Annotated in this window: 14 protein-coding genes; 7 read left to right on the forward strand and 7 right to left on the reverse strand. The window is 67.6% G+C overall.

Going from position 1 to position 15,130, the window contains the following annotated elements:
• Positions 1-194: 194 nt before the first annotated feature.
• Together JQ639_RS26690 and JQ639_RS26695 are read right to left on the reverse strand one after the other, a co-directional pair.
• Positions 195-1,766, reverse strand: coding sequence for an alkaline phosphatase D family protein (locus JQ639_RS26690; protein ID WP_211968571.1), 1,572 nt, complete (start codon positions 1,764-1,766; stop codon positions 195-197).
• 124 nt (positions 1,767-1,890) lie between these two features.
• The gene (locus tag JQ639_RS26695) at positions 1,891-3,333 is read right to left on the reverse strand and encodes a TAXI family TRAP transporter solute-binding subunit (RefSeq protein WP_211969040.1); all 1,443 of its coding nucleotides are present in this window, start codon (positions 3,331-3,333) and stop codon (positions 1,891-1,893) included.
• 174 nt (positions 3,334-3,507) lie between these two features.
• Between JQ639_RS26695 and JQ639_RS26700 the strand changes: the two genes are divergently transcribed.
• Both JQ639_RS26700 and JQ639_RS26705 read left to right on the forward strand, forming a co-directional pair.
• Positions 3,508-3,807, forward strand: coding sequence for a 4a-hydroxytetrahydrobiopterin dehydratase (locus tag JQ639_RS26700; RefSeq protein ID WP_211968570.1), 300 nt, complete (start codon positions 3,508-3,510; stop codon positions 3,805-3,807).
• Between the two features lie 141 nt (positions 3,808-3,948).
• Entirely contained in the window at positions 3,949-4,335 is a 387-nt protein-coding gene (locus tag JQ639_RS26705) for a YkvA family protein (RefSeq protein ID WP_211968569.1), read from the forward strand.
• A 42-nt stretch (positions 4,336-4,377) separates the two neighbouring features.
• Here the strand turns inward: JQ639_RS26705 and JQ639_RS26710 are convergent, their stop codons facing one another.
• Positions 4,378-5,352: an NADPH:quinone oxidoreductase family protein gene (locus JQ639_RS26710; RefSeq protein ID WP_211968568.1), complete on the reverse strand. Its 975-nt coding sequence runs from the start codon at positions 5,350-5,352 to the stop codon at positions 4,378-4,380.
• A 260-nt stretch (positions 5,353-5,612) separates the two neighbouring features.
• On the opposite strand from JQ639_RS26710, the gene JQ639_RS26715 reads away from it, so the two are divergent.
• The 5 genes from JQ639_RS26715 to JQ639_RS26735 all read left to right on the forward strand — a co-directional run bounded on the left by JQ639_RS26715 (position 5,613) and on the right by JQ639_RS26735 (position 10,195).
• Positions 5,613-6,227: an invasion associated locus B family protein gene (locus JQ639_RS26715; RefSeq protein ID WP_371745167.1), complete on the forward strand. Its 615-nt coding sequence runs from the start codon at positions 5,613-5,615 to the stop codon at positions 6,225-6,227.
• 206 nt (positions 6,228-6,433) lie between these two features.
• Entirely contained in the window at positions 6,434-7,672 is a 1,239-nt protein-coding gene (rlmN, locus tag JQ639_RS26720; RefSeq protein WP_211969038.1) for a dual-specificity RNA methyltransferase RlmN, read from the forward strand.
• Between the two features lie 10 nt (positions 7,673-7,682).
• Positions 7,683-8,141, forward strand: a complete 459-nt coding sequence (locus tag JQ639_RS26725; protein WP_211968567.1) for a hypothetical protein — start codon at positions 7,683-7,685, stop codon at positions 8,139-8,141.
• Between the two features lies 1 nt (position 8,142).
• A complete protein-coding gene (locus JQ639_RS26730) occupies positions 8,143-8,895 on the forward strand; it encodes a phosphatase PAP2 family protein (RefSeq protein ID WP_211968566.1) in 753 nt (250 codons plus the stop codon).
• Between the two features lie 70 nt (positions 8,896-8,965).
• Positions 8,966-10,195 carry an argininosuccinate synthase gene (locus tag JQ639_RS26735; protein ID WP_211968565.1) on the forward strand — a complete coding sequence of 410 codons (1,230 nt, stop codon included), beginning with the start codon at positions 8,966-8,968 and terminating at the stop codon, positions 10,193-10,195.
• Between the two features lie 331 nt (positions 10,196-10,526).
• Here JQ639_RS26735 and JQ639_RS26740 read toward each other — a convergent pair whose 3' ends face one another.
• The 4 genes from JQ639_RS26740 to JQ639_RS35730 form a co-directional block, all read right to left on the reverse strand.
• Complete coding sequence (locus tag JQ639_RS26740) at positions 10,527-11,309, reverse strand: class I SAM-dependent methyltransferase (protein WP_211968564.1); 783 nt, start codon at positions 11,307-11,309, stop codon at positions 10,527-10,529.
• A 77-nt stretch (positions 11,310-11,386) separates the two neighbouring features.
• Positions 11,387-12,586: an MFS transporter gene (locus JQ639_RS26745; RefSeq protein WP_211968563.1), complete on the reverse strand. Its 1,200-nt coding sequence runs from the start codon at positions 12,584-12,586 to the stop codon at positions 11,387-11,389.
• A gap of 46 nt (positions 12,587-12,632) precedes the next feature.
• A complete protein-coding gene (locus JQ639_RS26750; protein ID WP_211968562.1) occupies positions 12,633-13,244 on the reverse strand; it encodes a TetR/AcrR family transcriptional regulator in 612 nt (203 codons plus the stop codon).
• Between the two features lie 105 nt (positions 13,245-13,349).
• On the reverse strand, positions 13,350-14,330 hold the full coding sequence (locus JQ639_RS35730) for an OmpA family protein (RefSeq protein ID WP_349644572.1): 981 nt from the start codon (positions 14,328-14,330) through the stop codon (positions 13,350-13,352).
• Positions 14,331-15,130 lie beyond the last annotated feature (800 nt).

Genomic DNA, 15,130 nt, shown 5'->3' on the forward strand with positions numbered 1-15,130 from the left:
AGATGAGGGGGCGTCGATGGCCATCCGGTCTGCCGAAGCCTGTTCCGGCGAAAGGGAGCCTGAAAAAGGCGGTGCCCGGCTCTGTCCGAACCGGGCACTCTCACGCGTTGCGGCGCAATATAGTCGGAATTCGACGAAAGACAATTGGCGCCACCAGCAAAAAAGAGCCCGATTCGGGGGCTTTGGGGGCATTTTCAGGCCGTTTTCGGGTCCAGGGTGACCGACCACAGGTCGGTATCGGCCCGGTCCCGCAGGGTGACCGTCATCTGGCCGGTCGTTCCCTCGATCCGGACATGGCCGAAGAACTGCATTCCGGCCGATGGCGGCAGGTTCTGGCGGTCGGCGCCGGGGGCCTTGATGAAGCGAATCTCGGGCCCGAAGGTATTGTCCATCGGGTTGGGGCCGAAGGTTCCAGCATGCAGCGGCCCGGAGACGAACTCCCAGAACGGATCGAAGTCCTGGAACTGGGCCTTGTCCGGGTTGTAGTAGTGCGCGGCGGCGTAGTGCACGTCGGCGGTCAGCCACACGGTGTTGCGCACGCCCGCCGACTTGATGAAGCGCAGCAGGTCGGCGATCTCCAGTTCCCGCCCGCGCGCCGGGCCGTCGCCCTGGGCGATGGCTTCCGATCCCCGGCGGTTGGCGGCGTCGTCATAGACCACGATGCCGATTGGCATGTCGGACGCAATCACCTTCCAGGTCGCGCGCGACGCCACCAGCTCGCGCTTCAGCCAGGCGAGCTGATCGGCGCCGATGAAATAGGCGTCAGGGCCATACGTCGTTTGCAGATTGTCGCCGTTGGGACCGCGGTAGCTGCGCTCGTCGAGCATGAAGACGTCGAGATGCGGGCCATAGTTGATGGTGCGGTAGACACGCCCGGGCTCCACGATGCTCTCGCGCATGGGGTACATCTCGTGGAAGGCGCGCGCCGCGCGGGCCGCCAGCAGTGTGATGTCGCGTTCCTTGTAGGCGTCGGGCAACTGCTTCGACAGCGACCAGTTGTTGGTCACCTCGTGGTCGTCCCACTGTACGAAGATCGGCACTTCGGCGTTGAAGGCGCGCAGGTTGTCGTCGAGCAGGTTGTACTTGTGGGCGGCGCGGTACTCGGCGAGCGTCTCGGCGACCTTGGCCTTTTCCGGAATGGTGATGTTCTTCCAGACCTTGCCGTCGGGCAGCTTGACCTCGGCGGGGATCGGGCCATCGGCGTAGATGGTATCGCCGGAATGGATGAAGAAGTCCGGGTTGTGCTTGCGCATGGCGGCGAACGACGTCATGCCGCCGTCGTCGGGATTGATGCCCCAGCCCTGGCCGGCGACATCGCCACCCCACACAAAGCTGACGTCGCGGCGGCTCGCCGGCGCGGTGCGGAAGCGGCCGACCACCGGCTCGCCGACAATGTCGATGTGCGAGAGGTCGCGAAAGCGCGCACGATAGAAGATGGTCTGGTCGGACGGCAGGTTCTCGACCAGCATCTTGGCGGTGAAGTCGCTCTCCGGCAGCGCGTTGATCGGCGGCAGCGCGCGCGCGTCCCTGAACGATTCGGTGGTCGCGATCTCGACCATCAGCTGCGCCGGCCGATCGGCCCGGGCCCACACCACGCCGCTGTCGACGGATATGTCGCCGGCCTGCACGCCATGGCTGATCTGCGGCCGGTCCGCGGCGCGGCTGAGATAGGGCGCAGCGAGACTGCCGAACGCGGTCGCGGCGCCTGTCGCTGCGGCAGTGGTCAGGAAGCGACGGCGCGTGAGGGGGCGAATGCGGATCGGCATGGCGGCTGCTCCAGTCTGCGGGGCTCGGCCCCGACGATGGAAAGGCGCACTGACAGGCTCAAAACGAATTTGTGAAAGTTTGGTGACGTGCGCGGTCTGGGCGCGCCAAAGCGTTCAAAGGCCTTCAGCCCTGCGCGCGCAGGGCCACCGGCGCACGCGGTGGTTGCGCCACCAGCACGCTGCGGCGATCGGCGACGGCGGTGTGGAACTGCTCGAGCGCAATGTTGAAGGCGGTCAGCGGACCGTCGTCGATGGCGCCATCCTCATAGCAGTGCAGCGTATCCTTGAGAATCTCGTCCGCTTCGGCCTGCAACGCATCGAGCTCCTCGTGGGTGCTGGCCTGCCGCGCCTGGGTCAGCATCTCCAGCAGCCGTACCCGCAGCGAGGTATTGTTCTGGCGCTCGTCGCGCTTGAGGTAGCCGGCGAACCAGGCGCCCAGCGAACCCATCGCGGATAGGCCCATGATGCCCCACCAGATGAAATCGCTGTAGCGGTCGAGGAACGTCTTCTCCTCGCCGTCGACATAGGCGGCTGCGCCGGGATGGGCGGGGATGTCGGCGTCCTTGTCGGTGTCGGGCGTCTCGATCTTGGAGGCTGCCGGCACTTCGGTGATGAGGTTCTGGCGCACCGCGAAGATCTGGCGCGTCAGCATCGCGGCGGTGGTCTCCGACAGCGATTTGCGCGCCACGATGTGGTGCGAGAAGCTGATGGTCTTGATCTCGTCGTCCGGGCGCGGCGGCACGCCGCCGAGGGCGCCGGCGGGAATTTCGGCGGCATCATAGGCCGGAACGTTCTGGGCGATGGCATCGGCGGCGTCGATGGCGAGGAACGTGGGCTCGCCGCCGTCGCGTTGCGATGCGGCCAGCGCGTCCATCGTCACCTTGCTGTTGAGCGGCCCTGCGGCAAGGAAGGCGTCGACCTTCTGGGTCCGCACCGCCTCGGCGACCTCGCTGGTGGAGAACTGAACGACCTCGACCTTGGCGGGATCGACGCCGTACTGGCGCAGGATGACGTTGAGCAGGTTGACGTTGGCTGGCGTCTTGCCGATCACGCCGATGCGATGGCCGGCCAGGTTCTGGATTTTCTTGATCGCGCTCTTCTTCTTGCCCTTGGCGGCGGGCGGCACCCACAGCACCACGAGATTCTTGCGCAGCACTGCGATGCTCGTGGCATCCTTGGGGACGTCGAGATCGCCGCGGATCACGGCGAGATCGACGCTCTTGTTCGCGAGCGCGGCGGCGCTGGCGACCGCGTTCTCGGTCACTACGGTCTTGAGGCGGATATAGCCGCCGCGGTCGCGGGCGAAGGCGTGTGCCAGTGCCTGCACCACCTTGACGTCTTCGCTGTTCGGCGGTCCCACGGCGATCTTGAGGGTGACAGGGCGCATGGCGATATAGATCGCTCCGACCACCACCAGCACGATGGCCAGGGCCGCCGCCAGCGGCATGAAAATGCCGGCTCCCTTGGGCGGGCGACGGGCACGCAACGGCATTGCGTCCGGCGCGTTCGCCTCGGGGGCGCTCGATGCCGGAGACCGCGAAAACAGCTGCCCGAAGTTCAGGTTCATCCGCATCGGCCCGATTAAGACGAGAATTATAGCAAATTTGGGGGCCAGGGGCAGGCCCCCGGCGAGCATGGTTACCAAGGATACTTTCCGGGCGGTTGGCCACGCCGGGAAGCGGGTTAAGATGGAACGGTCCGGCAGCGGGCCAGATGAATGAAGGGTCGACAGGAGGTTGTGATGGTTCAACGTCTCTCCGGTGCGGAGCGGGCATCGGCGCTGGCGGCGTTGTCCGGCTGGGCCGAGGTGACGGGGCGGGATGCGATCACCCGCACCTTCGTGTTCGGCAACTTCAGCGAGGCGTTCGGTTTCATGGCCCGCGTGGCGCTGGAGGCCGAGAAGCGGGACCACCATCCCGAGTGGCGCAACGTCTACAAGACGGTCGAGGTGGTGCTGGCGACCCATGATGCCGGCGGCGTCACGGTGCGGGATCTCGAACTGGCACGCGCCATGGACGCGATCGCGGCCCGCGGAACCTGAAGCGGGTGCGACTTTGTCGCGCGGCTGTCATCTTGCGGCCGACCGACGCAGGCCCCACCTCAGCGCAGTCGTGCTGCGGCCCTCGGGTTCCCGAAGGCATGGAGGCAGCCGGTACCGCGACATGCGAGGAGTCCTCCGCCCGTGACGAGCGAACACACCGTTGATTTTGAGCCGGCCGAGCGGCTGGCCAGGGATCACGCGCGCGTGCGTCGTGAGTTCTGGGCCAAGATCAGAAAGGTCGTGGCGCGGCTGCCGTTTGCCGAGGATCTGCTGGCGGCATACTACTGCGCGTTCGACCGGCAGACGCCGCGCCATGTGCAGGCGTCGCTGCTCGGCGCGCTCGCCTATTTCATCCTGCCGTTCGATGTCATTCCCGACGTCATGCCGCTGCTCGGCTTCACCGACGATGCCGCCGTGCTCGCCACCGTGATCCGCCTGGTCGCGAACCATATTCGCCCCGATCATCGCGAGGCCGCGCGTGCGGCCTTGCAGCGCCTCAAGGACGGCAGCGTGTCCGCAGCGGAGTGATCGCATCGGCCGCGCCTGGCGACCGATGCGTGCTGCATCCGATCACGGATGCAGGATCACCTTGCCCATGGCCTGGCGGCCGGCGAGAACCTTCAGCGCTTCGGCGGTCTGCGCCAGGGGGAAGGTGCGGTCGACATGCGAGGAGATCTTGCCCTCGGCGGTCCACTGCACGAGCTTTTGCAGGTTGGCGCGGTTCTTCTCCGGGTTGAGCCGCGCCCAGGCGCCCCAGAACACGCCGCGGATATCGCAGCCCTTGAGCAGCGCGAGGTTGAGCGGGATCTTCGGAATGTCGCCCGCCGCGAAGCCGATCACCAGGAAGCGGCCTTCCCATGCCACCGAGCGCAGCGCCGCCTCGGCGTAGCTGCCGCCGACCGGATCGAACACGATGTCGACGCCCTTGCCGCCGGTGAGCTGCTTGAGGCCCTCCTTGAGATCGTCCTTGGCGTAATTGAGCGTCAGCTCGGCGCCGTGCTGTTTGGCAAACGCAAGCTTCTCGTCGGACGAGGCGCAGGCGATCACCTTCAGGCCCATCAGCTTGCCGAGTTCGCAGGCCGCGAGGCCGGTGCCGCCGGCGGCGCCGAGCACGGCCAGCGTTTCGCCAGGCTTCGGCCGTGCGCGATCTTCCAGTGCATGCAGCGCGGTACCGTAGATGATGATGATGCCGGCGGCGCGGTCGTAATCGAGGTTGTCGGGAATCTTCACCGCCTGCATCGCCGGCACCGCGACCTTCTCGCGCGCGCCGTTGTGTCCGACGGACGCGACGACGCGATCGCCGACCTTGAGATCGGTGACGCCGTCCCCGACGCTCTCGATCATGCCGGCGACTTCCGCCGCAGGCGAGAACGGGAACGGCGGCTTGATCTGGTACTTGCCCTGAATCATCAGCAGGTCGAAGAAGTTCAGCGCTGCTGCCTTGATCGCGATCACCACCTCGCCGGGCGCGGCGACCGGATCAGGCACATCCGCCAGCACGAGGTCGTCGGGGCCGCAGTACTGAGAACACAGAATGGCTTTCATGGCAGACACCTGATCGAGAGGACGATGATTCAACCTGCATTCTTCATGGCGGATTTGAGGCCGTGCGACAATCTGATTCACGCGCGCTGCGTGATCTTGCGAACGCGCGCGGTTCGTCGCAACCTGCTTCCCAAACAGGCATTTCCCGGTTATTCCAAGAGTCGGAATATCAATCACGGATCATCAATCGCAGCGCTGGCGGATCGTGGGGCCAATCCGCCGACGGCCGCGATCCGCACATCTGCAAGCGAGGCTCGATCATGTTGAAGCGGCAATCCCTGGCAACACGTTCGGTGACGATGCTGCTGTCGGGTGCGCTGTGCGTGGCGATCTCGCACGCGGCGCTGGCGCAGAGCTCGAAATCGAAAGCGGCGGCGAAGTCGACGGCGAGCAAGCCCGAAGCGAAGCCGCCGAGCATCGGCGGCGCCGAGCCGACACTGGTCGGCCAGTTCGGAACGTGGGGCGCCTACACCGCGCTGCCGAGCGGCAAGAAGGTCTGCTTCGCGCTCGCGAGGCCGTCGTCGTCGAAGACCCATCCGGCGAATCGCCCGCGCGATCCGGCCTACGTGTTCGTGTCGACGCGACCGGCGGAGAAGGTCGTCAACGAGGTCTCGGTGATGATCGGCTACCAGGTGAAGCCGGGTTCGGAATCGACCCTGGAGGTCGGCGGCGCGCGCTATGCGATGTACACCCAGGGCGACGGGCTCTGGATCAAGAACGCCGCGGAAGAGGAGCGCATGGTCGAGGCGCTGCGGCGCGGTACCGACGTCACGGTCAAGGCGGTGTCGGCCAAGGGCACCGAGACCACGGACACGTTCTCGCTCAAGGGCCTCTCGCAGGCGCTCGACCGCCTGGCCCAGGAATGCCGGCGCTGAGCGCCGGCTCCGCCCCGGTCGGGTGGAACCGGTTGCAGAATTGCAGAAAACCGCTATCTGCAGCGGGTGTTTCGGGGTAAAGGAAGGCCGCCGCGGGCGGGTTCCGCCGGCGCTTGGCCTGTCCGCCGGGCAGGGGCGCCTCACGTCGCGCGCCAGGGACGAGCGGCCGGTGGCCGCCGCAGGATCAGAGACTTCGGATGACCCAGATGCCGCCAGATGCCGGATCGTCGCGCGCCCCCCACGCGCGTGGGCCGTCGCGCGCCGGCACCCTTGTCGAGAAGACGCCGCTCGAAGCCTATGTCGCACCCGACAAGCCGTCGCTGATCGGGCTGTCGCGGGCCGAGTTGATGGACCGGCTGGGCGATCTCGGGGTGCCGGAAAAGCAGCGCAAGATGCGCGCCCAGCAGCTGTGGCGCTGGATGTACGTCCGCGGCGCCCAGAGCTTCGACGACATGTCCGACGTCTCGAAGGACATTCGCGCCAGGCTCGACGGGCATTTCACCGTGGCGCGGCCCGAGGTCGTCGCCGAGCAGATCTCCAATGACGGCACCCGCAAGTGGCTGCTGCGCCTGCCGAGCGGCCATGCCGCCGAGCGGCCGCACGAGGTCGAGTGCGTCTACATCCCCGAGACCGATCGCGGCACGCTGTGCGTGTCCTCGCAGGTCGGCTGCACGCTCAACTGTTCGTTCTGTCACACCGGTACGCAGCGGCTGGTGCGCAACCTCACCGCCGGCGAGATCGTCGGCCAGGTGATGGTGGCGCGCGATCGCCTCAACGACTGGGTCGACCGCGAGACGCCGAACGGCAACCGCCTCGTCACCAACATCGTGATGATGGGCATGGGCGAGCCGCTGTACAATTTCGACGCGGTGCGCGATGCGCTGCTGATCGTGTCCGACAACGAGGGCATCGGCCTGTCGCGCCGCCGCATCACGCTGTCGACCTCGGGCGTGGTGCCGAACATCGCCCGCACCGGCGACGAGATCGGCGTCATGCTGGCGATCTCGCTGCACGCGGTGCGCGACGAGCTGCGCGACGAGCTGGTGCCGCTGAACCGCAAGTACCCGATCGCCGAGCTGCTGGAAGCCTGCCGCAACTATCCCGGCGTCTCCAACGCCCGCCGCATCACCTTCGAGTATGTGATGCTCAAGGGCGTCAACGATTCGCTCGACGATGCGCGGCTGCTGGTGAAACTGCTCAAGGGCATTCCGGCCAAGATCAATCTCATTCCCTTCAATCCCTGGCCGGGCAGCACGTATGAATGCTCGGACTGGGACCAGATCGAGAAGTTTTCCGAATACGTCTTCAATGCCGGCTACTCCTCGCCGGTGCGCACGCCGCGCGGCCGCGATATCCTCGCGGCTTGCGGCCAGCTCAAGTCCGAGACCGAGAAGCTGTCGGCGCGCGAGCGTCAGGCGCTGCGCGCCATGGCGATGACGGACTGAGCGGCCTCTGATGGCGCTGCTCGTCCGCATCATTGTCATCTTCGTCGGCTTCTTCGCTGCGAGTTTGGCCGCCGCCGCGGTGGTGATCGCCGCGGTGCTGATGCCGGAATGGAGTGATGTCAATCTCGGCCTCGACGACACCACCATGTCGCTGATCGCCACCTTCGGCTTCATCTTCATCAGCGGATTCGCACTGCTGCCGGCGATGATCGTGGCGCTGATCACCGAGGCGTTCGCGATCCGCAGTCTCGTGGTCTATGCCCTCGGCGGCGCCGTCGTCGGCGCGGCCTGCTATCTCAGTCTCGTGCCGTTCGACACCACCTCGATGTCGTTCGTCGGCATCATCCGCCGCGAGCTCGAGGTCCTGACCGGCGCCGGCATCGTCGCCGGCTTCGTCTACTGGCTGATCGCCGGCCGCAACGCCGGCGCCTGGCGCAGTCCGCCGCCCGAACGTCCAACGGCCCCCTGACATGAATCGCACCGGACTTTACATCGCGCTCGCGCTGACGCTCGTCTTCGTCGTCGTGTTCGGCTCCCATCCCGAGCTCGATCTCACCGTCGCGGCTTGGTTCTACGATCCCGCAACGAAATCATTTCCCGTGAAGTCGATCCCGATCGCCAACTTCCTGCGGGATGCGGCGATGTGGATCGCCTGGGCCTTTGCCGTGCCCTCGATCATCGCCGTCGTGGTCAAGTTCATCCGGCCGGACAAGCCGCTGCTGGTGCGGGGCCGCACCGTCGCGTTCATCCTGATCACCATCATCCTGTCGGCGGGCGTTCTGTCGAACCTCACCTTCAAGAGCCATTGGGGGCGGCCGCGCCCGGTGATGGTCACCGAGTTCGGTGGGCCCTGGGCCTTCAAGCCCTGGTACGATCCGACCGGCGAATGCCGCAAGAACTGCTCGTTCTTCTCCGGCGAGGGGGTGACCGCGTTCTGGACTTACGCCCCGGCAGCGCTGGCGCCGGCGCCGTGGCGGCCGGTGGCCTATGTCGCCGCCACCGCGTTCGGCTTCGCCACCGGCGGCCTGCGGATGGCGTTCGGCGGCCACTTCCTGACCGACGTGCTGGTGTCGGGCCTCGTGGCGTTCTTCGTTGCCTGGATCTTCCATGCCCTGATCTACCGCTGGGCGGCGGCGCGCTGGACCGACGAGGCGATCGATGCGGCGTTGACCCGGTGGGCGATGCCGGGCTACCGGTGGCGGCTGAGGGTGTTCCGGCGCTGAGCGTTGGCCTATAGTCCGGCCGAAATCCAGCGCCAGAACCGCGGATCGGACAAAATTCCATAGGGTTTTCATGACGAAGGACGTGAAGAAGGTCGTGCTCGCCTACTCCGGTGGGCTCGACACCTCGATCATTCTGAAGTGGCTGCAGACCACCTATGGCTGCGAGGTCGTGACCTTCACCGCCGACCTCGGCCAGGGCGAGGAGCTGGCGCCGGCGCGCGAGAAGGCGCTGCTGCTCGGCATCAAGCCGGAAAACATCTTCATCGAGGACGTGCGCGAGGAATTCGTCCGCGACTACGTGTTCCCGATGTTCCGCGCCAACGCGGTCTATGAGGGCCAGTACCTGCTGGGCACCTCGATCGCGCGGCCGCTGATCGCCAAGAAGCAGATCGAGATCGCCGAAAAGGTCGGCGCCGACGCTGTGTCTCATGGCGCCACCGGCAAGGGCAACGACCAGGTGCGCTTCGAGCTCGGCTACTACGCGCTCAAGCCCGACATCACCATCATCGCGCCGTGGCGTGAGTGGGATCTGCGCTCGCGCGAGCAGCTGATCGCCTTCGCCGAGGCGCACCAGATCCCGATCGCCAAGGACAAGCGCGGCGAGGCACCGTTCTCGGTCGATGCCAACCTGCTGCACGCCTCCTCCGAGGGCAAGGTGCTGGAGGATCCGGCGCAGGAAGTGCCCGATTACGTCTACTCGCGCACCATCGATCCGGAGAAGGCGCCGGACAAGGCGACCTACATCACCGTCGACTTCGAGAAGGGCGACGCGGTTGCCATCGACGGCGTCAAGCTGTCGCCAGCTTCGCTGCTGGCGAAGCTCAACGAGCTCGGCCGCGCCAATGGCATCGGCCGCCTCGACCTCGTCGAGAACCGCTTCGTCGGCATGAAGTCGCGCGGCATGTACGAGACCCCCGGCGGCACCATCCTGCTGGTCGCCCATCGCGGCATTGAGCAGATCACGCTCGACCGCGGCGCGGCGCACCTCAAGGACGAGCTGATGCCGAAGTACGCCGAGCTGATCTACAACGGCTTCTGGTTCTCGCCCGAGCGCGAGATGCTGCAGGCGGCGATCGACAAGAGCCAGGAGCTGGTCACCGGCCAGGTCCGCCTCAAGCTCTACAAGGGCAACGTCATCCTGGTCGGTCGCGACAGCAAGTACTCGCTGTACGATCAGGACCTCGTCACCTTCGAGGAAGGGGCCGTCGCCTACGATCATCGCGACGCGGCGGGCTTCATCAAGCTCAACGCGCTGCGGCTGCGCACCCTCGGCCAGCGCAAGAAGAAGCTGGGGCTGTAAGCGCTTCGTGCGACGTTCCGAACGTCTGCGTTTCCAATGCCCGGCCATGTGCCGGGCATTGACGTTTTGGGATAGTCTCCTGATTGGAAAAGCACGACTTCAGTATTTGTCGTCGCTGGCCATGTCCCGGCGACCCCGGCAAGGAAGGCACTGCGTTCCTGAGCGGAGCGCATAGCAACTCGGCTATGCCGAGTTGCGTCCTAAAAGAGCGCAAGTCGGATATATCCGACTTGCGGGACAAGCCCGGCCACGACAGAGAAAAGCCGAAAGGACAGTTATACGACTGTCGTCTAACGTTTCTTGCACTCGGACTCTCAGGATGAGGAAGCCCTCATCCAATCTTCTCTGTACTGAACGCCGACGTCGAGTAGGGCACGGTCACCTCGTCCTTGCCGGCGAGTGACGGCTCGGCGGCGATCAGGGCGCGCAGCTGCGCCACCACCTTCGCCTCCTCCTCCGCCGGCAGTGCGGCGATGAAGCTGGTCGAGCGCACGCGGTTGATGACGACGTCTTCCGGCGCGCCGGTGTGGCCGTGGTGGAAGACGTCCTCCTGCAACGGGCCGAAGCCGTGATGGGGAAACACGCGCCGCCACGCACCGCTGGCGTAACGCGGTGCGTCGCCCTCGTGTTGATTGATGATGCGGGTGAGCTGCGCGATCCACGGCACGCTCTCGTCGCGCACATTCCAGATCAGGCCGAGCCGGCCGCCGGGCTTCAGCACGCGGTGAATTTCGTCGAGCGCCGCCGGCGTCGCGAACCAGTGGAACGCCTGGGCGCAGGTCACGACATCGACGGAGGCGTCGGGCAGCGGGATCGCTTCCGCGGTGCCGGCGCGGGCGTCGACGTCGGGCAGCGTCTGCAAAAGCCGCGCGCGCATTTCCGCCACCGGTTCGATGGCGATGACGCGGGCGCCGGTGTTCGCAAGATAGGCGGTGAATTTGCCGGTGCCGGCGCCGAGGTCGAGCGCGGCGGTGCCGGTGCGCAGGCCGAGGCGCCCGGTGAGCCACGGCCCGATCGCCGCCGGATAATCCGGCCGGCCGCGCACGTAGTGGTCGGCCCTGGCGGCGAAGCCGTCCTTCGCCGCGTGATGAATGTCGGGCGTTGCCTCCGTCATGACCAGCCTCCGGTTGGGTGCGACAGCCTCATAGGCCGCCTGCGCGCGCGGGGACAGTCACAACGGCGGGAGCGCGCCTATTCGGTGGAGAGATAGACCAGTGCCGCGACGGGCATTGCGAAACCGATCCACGATGCCAGCGTCCAACCGCCATGAGCGAAAGCCCAGCCGCCGACCGCCGAGCCGAGCGCGCCGGCGGCAAAGAAGGTGGCCATGTAGAGGCCATTGAGGCGGCTGCGGAATTCCGGCCCGAGGACGAAGATGGCGCGGAAGCCGATCACGACATTGCCCTGAACGCCGAAGTCCACCAGGATCGCCGACACCACCAGCAGCGCCAGCGCGAGCGTCGATCCCTGCTCGGCGATGTGGGTGATCAGGAAAGCCAGCGCCACCGCCAGCATCGCCACCATGGTGGCAATGCGGCCGAAGCCGCGGTCGGCGATCCGGCCGGCGAGCGGCGCAGCGATCACGCCGGAGACGCCGACGAGTGCAAACAACGCGATGCCGCGCTGGGACAGGCCGAAGGCCGGGCTCGCCAGCAGCAGCGGGATCACCGTCCAGAACAGGCTGAACGCGCCGAACAGGGCCGCCTGATACAGCGCGCGCCGCCGCAGCACCGGCGTGGTGCGCACGAGGTGGCCCATCGACAGCAGCAGCTGGCCGTAGTGCAGGCGGGCCACCGGGGCGCGGCGCGGCAGCGCGCGATGCAGCACCAGCGCGAGGACGACCATGACGGCGGCCGACGCCGCGAACACGACGTGCCAGGATGAGGCTGCGGTGATGGCGCTCGCCACCGGCCGCGCCAGCATGATGCCGATCATCAGCCCGGTGCTGACGTTGCCGACCACGCGGCCGCGCGTCGCCTCCGGCGCGAGGTGGGCGGCGTAGGGGATCATGATCTGTACCGCGACCGAACCGAGGCCGATAAACAGCGCCGCCGCCAGGAACGGCAACGGCCGCGTCGAACAGGCCGCCCCCGCGAGCGCCAAAGCGCCGACGCCGAGCACGGTGCAGATCAGCCGGCGATTTTCGACGAGGTCACCGAGCGGCACCAGCAGCAGCAGTCCCGTCACGTAGCCGACCTGGGTCATGGTCACGATCAGTCCGGCGACGGCGAGCGGCAGGCCGAGGTCGGCACTGATCGGTGCGATCAGTGGCTGGGCATAATAGATGTTGGCGGCGACAAGGCCGCACGCCAGCGCCAGAAGGAAGGTCAGTCCGGATGTGATGGTTTCAGGGCGCGGGGCAGGGGTGTCGGTCGTGGCGGCGATCGTCATCGGAGGACTTTCAGGAGAGAGTGAGAGTTGGCGGCGGGGCGGCCGTTCAGGCGACGAGCTTCATCGCAACATCGAGCAGCGCAGCACTGGGAAGAGGGGTCTTCGCCTTGCCGACGACGCGCATGCCCTGCGTCATGCAGACCAGCAGGCGTGCGGTGGCGGCGGGGTTGACGTGTGCGGAAATCGAGCCGTCAGCCTGTCCTTCGCGTATCAGGCCGGCGAGCAGCGCTTCATTGGCCTTGAGCGCGGCGGAGACGCGCGCGGCCACGTCGTCGTCGAGCGCGGCGAGCTCGATGGTGCTGCCGACCACGAGGCAGCCGCGCCGGCCCTCGATCCCTTGGGAAGCTTCGAGGTAGGACGCGAGTACGCGGCGCAGCCGTTCGTGGCCGCTGTCGGTGCCGGCGGCGGCTGCCCGCACCTGTGCCGAGCGCTGGGCGCTGTAGCGGTCGAATGCGGCGAGGAACACGGCGCGCTTGTCCTTGAACGCCTTGTAGATGCTGCCGGCCGCGAGCTGCATGGCTTCGCTGAGATCGCCGATCGAGGTGGCATGGTAGCCGCGCTCGCGAAACACCCGCACGGCCTTGTCCAGCGCCGCGTCGATATCGAACTCGCGGGGACGGCCGGGCGATCGGTGTGTTTCGGGCAGGGTCTGCGACATGCGCCGTAAATTAGGAAATGATCATTTCCAAATCAAGAGGGCACGCCAAAAAACAATGGCCGGGACCTTGGGTCCCGGCCATTGCCGTGTGGTGTGGTCGCCTGCTCAGCGCGGCGGTGCGACGCCGGGAGGCGGCGGCGGCAGGCTGCTGTTGTTGCCGGTGAGCAGCGGCGTGATGCGGCGGATGGTGACGCGGCGGTTCTGACGCTCCGGCCCATCGGTCGAGATCTTCAGATACTGCGAGCCATAGCCCTGCGACGTCAGGTTTTCCGCCGGCACCTGGAACTGCTGGGTCAGCAGGTTCGCCGCGGATTCCGCACGGCGGTCCGACAGCGACAGGTTGTCGACGTTGTTGCCGGTTGCATCGGTGTGGCCTTCGATCAGGAACACCTCGCGCGGGTTTCGCGAGATCGCCCGGTTGAGGCCATCGGCGATCGCCTGCAGCTTCGCCGCCTGGTCCGGCGAGATGTCCGCCGATCCGATGTCGAAGTTGATGGTGTCGAGGTCGATGCTCGGCATGCGCTGGCGCACCGAGGGACTGTAGCGGATCTCGTCGAGCGAGTAGCGGCGCTCGATGCGCTCCACGGGTGGTGCGATCAGCGTGTCGTAGATCACCTCCGGCGGCGCGCGCTCCGCCTCGACGATGTAGCGATCCGGCGGGATGGTCAGCACCGGCGGCGGCAGCATGACATAGAAGCCGCCGACGGCAGCCGGATCGCGGTAGGTGTTGTCGATGATGATGATCTCGCGGCCGTCGCGATCGCGACGGATGCGGCGCAGCAGTCCGCCATCGCGATCGGTGATCGTGATGATCTGACTCCCGTCCGGCCGGATGATGACCGTGCGGGTGTCCGCACCGTCACGCCGCACCTCGACATCGCGGGCGCCGTAGCGGAAGCGATCGAGTTCGTCGTGGCGGATGAACGCCTGGCCGCTGGGATCCTCGACAATGACACGGCCGGGCTCGCGGATGATGGTCCGTCCGCCTTCCATGGTCTGCTGCCGCTGGGCACGGAAGTCCTCGATACGGCCGCCGCCGGGGGGCGGTCCGTTGGCAGGCAGCGGGGTTGCCGGGGGCGGTGCCACGGCCGGCAGCGGCGCGGCGACGGTCGGCGCGGGCGCAGACGGGGGCGTTCCCGGCGGCAGGCCGGGCGGACGCTGGAAGCCCGCGCGCGGGCCTCCCGGTCCACCGGCTCCGCCAGGACCACCAGCTCCGCCGGGGCCACCAGGGGCACCTGCGCCACCAGGACCGCCTGGCCCGCCAGGGGTCCCGGCAGCACCAGGAGCACCCGGAGCACCAGGTGTTCCCGGCGTACCGGGCGTGCCCGGTGCGGGAGGTGTTCCAGCGGTCGGCGGTTGCCCGGGCCCGCCGGGCGGACGGGTGGCGTTCGGCGCGGCCGGAGCCGTCGGCTGGGCTGCCGGCGGGGTCGGCTGGGCGCCGCCCGCGGGCGGCTGTGGCGGTCGACCGGTGCCTGGGCCCGTACCCGGGCCAGTGCTACCAGGCGCCGGCGGCGTTCCAGGGGCTCCGGCGTGCGGCGGCTGGCCAGCCGGAGGCGTCGCGCCGGGGGCTGGCGTGGCCGCTCCAGAGGGCGGCGTCGCAGGCGCGGCCCCTCCGGGAGCAGGAGATCCCGGCGGTCGTGTGCCCTCCTGACCGGCGGGGCGTTGCGGGGTCACATCGCGCACACCCGGGGCGATCGGGGGCGCGTTCTCCGGACGGCGCCCCGGGGGCTGGCCGGCAGCGGGCGGTGCGCCCGGAGCAGGCGTGGCGACGCCACCAGCCGGCGGAACCGGATGGGCGGCGGCCGGCGGGGGCGGGGGCGGCGGCGCCTTGGGGGCGGCGGCCGGCGGCGGAGGTTCCTTCGGCGCGGCAGCGGGAGGCGGCGGCG

This window comes from Bradyrhizobium sp. U87765 SZCCT0048 (genome assembly GCF_018131225.1).
Taxonomy (GTDB): Bacteria; Pseudomonadota; Alphaproteobacteria; order Rhizobiales; family Xanthobacteraceae; genus Bradyrhizobium_A.